This is a genomic window from Streptomyces viridosporus (genome assembly GCF_002078235.1).
Classification (GTDB): domain Bacteria; phylum Actinomycetota; class Actinomycetes; order Streptomycetales; family Streptomycetaceae; genus Streptomyces; species Streptomyces viridosporus.
Genome location: NZ_MSGP01000725.1, coordinates 1 through 2520 on the forward strand (window position 1 = coordinate 1; position 2520 = coordinate 2520).

Sequence of the window (2520 nt, forward strand, 5' to 3'; positions counted from 1 at the left end):
GACAATTGGGGCTTTCGGCAACTTTTCTGGGGAAAAGTGTTGATTGTCTTCTCCATGTGCGCTTAGCGTGAAGTTCCAGACAGTCTTCGAACTGGCATTCGAACAAGTCGACGGCCGTGTGGGTGCCCGTCCTGCCGGGTGAGGACAGTCTTCCGTCCCTCCCCAGGCCCACCCCGAACCGCCGTCGGAGACGCCAGAGGAGCACGGCGTGAACCACCCCGTCTTCATCCCCGCCACCAAGGAACAGGCCAAGGCCCGCATCGCGCTCACCGGGCCCACCGGATCGGGCAAGACCTACACCGCCCTGGTCACCGGCACCGGGCTCGGCGACCGGATCGCCCTGGTCGACACCGAGCACGGCAGCGCCGCCAAGTACGCCGACGAGTTCACCTTCGACACCCTCCCGCTCACCACGTTCCAGCCCACCGCGCTCGTCGAGGCGCTCGCGGTGGCCGCTCACGACGGCTACGACGTCATGATCGTCGACTCCCTGAGCCATTTCTGGTCCGGCACCGGGGGGATGCTGGAACAGGTCGACAACGCGGCCAAGCGCGTCGGGGCGGGAGGCAGCTTCGCCGGCTGGAAGGAGGCCCGCCCCATGGAGCGGGCGATGCTCGACGCCCTGCTCGCCTATCCCGGTCACCTCATCGTCACCATGCGCACCAAGACCGAGTACGTCGTCGAGGCCGACGAGCGCGGGCGCAAGGTGCCGCGCAAGGTCGGGCTCAAGCCCGAGCAGCGAGAGGGCATCGAGTACGAATTCGACATCGTCGGCGACCTCGACCACGAGAACACCCTGGTGATCTCCAAGTCCCGGGCCAAACCACTGTCCGGAACGGTGCTCCACAAGCCCGGCGCGGAGTTCGCCGAAGCCGTCCTCGGCTGGCTCAAGGCCGGCAAGCCCGCCAAATCCGTGCCGGACTACATCACGGCGGCCACCGCGCCGGACGCCACCTATGAAGACCTGCGCGCCCTCTACGAGGAGGCTCGCCGGCGCAACCTGCTCGGCGCCGCCGTCCTGGACGGTGAGGAGACCCGCACGCTCGGCGAGCTGATCGTGCGCCACGGCACCGAGGCGGCGAAGAACCGGGATGCCCAAGATGTCGAGTCGAGGGTTGGGGTCGGGTAGGGGGCAGGCCGCATGAGCCTCAAGGACCAAGCCACCCGGGTCGCCGTGCTCCGGGTGCTGCGCGACGCGGTGGACGCCGAGTACGAGGCCGCCCGCCGCACGATGCTCGGCGGACTGCGCGCGGCCCGTGCCGAGCTCGACCTGAAGTCGATCCGGGCGACCCTGCCGGACCACACGCCCATCGCCACCATCACGCTCATCGACCCCCGGCCGACGGTCGTGATCGCCGACGAACACGCCTTCCTCACCTGGGTGGCCGAGAACCACCCCAGCGAGGTGGAGACGCTCACCCGGGTGCGCCCCTGCTGGCAGCGGGAATTCTTCACCCGGCTCGCCTGCCTCGACCCGGTCACCGACCCGCACACCGGCGAGGTGATCCCGGGGCTGGCCGCGACACCGGCGCCCCCGCCGCGATCGTTCAGCCTTCGCCCCGTGCCCGGCGGGCCGGAGAAGGTCACCCGCGCCTGGCGCACCGGCGAGCTCGACCTGCGCCAACTGCTCAGCCTCGACGGCGGTGCGACATGACCACCGCCCTCCCACCACTGGATCGTCCAGGTCGGCCCCCTGGGTCGCGGTGGCTGAACCCCCACGGACAGGTTGCCGCACCCGCGGCGCCGCCCTGTACGAGTCTCGCGAGGGCGAGGAACACCCCCGCCCACGAGGCACGGCTCATCGCGGCCGGACTTGCCGACCCGGGCCGAGGAAGGGCGGGAAAGGACACAGGGAGCGCACCCGACGACCGCCTCGCCCCGCAGTGCGGTGTGCACCTTCGCCGACACGCGGCGCGAGTCCCACCCACTCCGGGCCACCAGCCGTCTCGAACCGGCACGGGTGAGGAATCACTCGTCGAACGAGAGGAAAGGCCATGGTTGGTGAAACCATCATCACAGTGGTCGGCAATCTGACCGATGACCCCGAGCTACGCCTCACCCCGTCCGGCGATGCGGTCGCGCACTTCGCCGTCGCCTCCACACCCCGCGCCTTCGACCGGGAGACCGGAAAGTGGAGGGACGCCGAGACGCTGTTCCTGCGCTGTTCGGCCTGGGGACAGATGGCCAGGCACGCCGCCGAGTCCCTGACCCGCGGTACGCGCGTCATCGTCCAGGGCCGGTTGCGCCAACGGACGTACGAGACCAAAGAGGGCGAGCGCCGCACCGTGGTCGAGTGTGAGGTCGACGAAGTCGGTCCCTCGCTGCGGTTCGCCACCGCGCAGGTCACCAAGGCCCCCCGCGCGAGCGTCTACGCCGGCGCCGGTCCATCCACCGACGACCTGTTCGCCCAGAACAACGGCGAGCCGCCCGCCCCCCGGCAGGGCGAGGAGCCCTTCTGATCGACAGGAGCACCGCAAAGGCTGACCGGCATGACCGACCCCACCCCGACCGACCCCACTC

Annotated in this window: 2 protein-coding genes and 1 pseudogene; all 3 read left to right on the forward strand. The window is 70.0% G+C overall.

Translation table 11 applies throughout. The annotated features are described in order from the left end of the window. Positions 1-208 precede the first annotated feature (208 nt). A complete protein-coding gene (locus B7L92_RS36610) occupies positions 209-1129 on the forward strand; it encodes an ATP-binding protein (RefSeq protein WP_081241473.1) in 921 nt (306 codons plus the stop codon). Between the two features lie 12 nt (positions 1130-1141). Beyond that, positions 1142-1654, forward strand: a complete 513-nt coding sequence (locus tag B7L92_RS36615) for a hypothetical protein (RefSeq protein ID WP_081241474.1) — start codon at positions 1142-1144, stop codon at positions 1652-1654. Positions 1655-1994: 340 nt separating this feature from the next. Beyond that, a pseudogene (locus tag B7L92_RS36620) lies at positions 1995-2360 on the forward strand (single-stranded DNA-binding protein); the annotation flags it as partial. Positions 2361-2520: the final 160 nt, after the last annotated feature.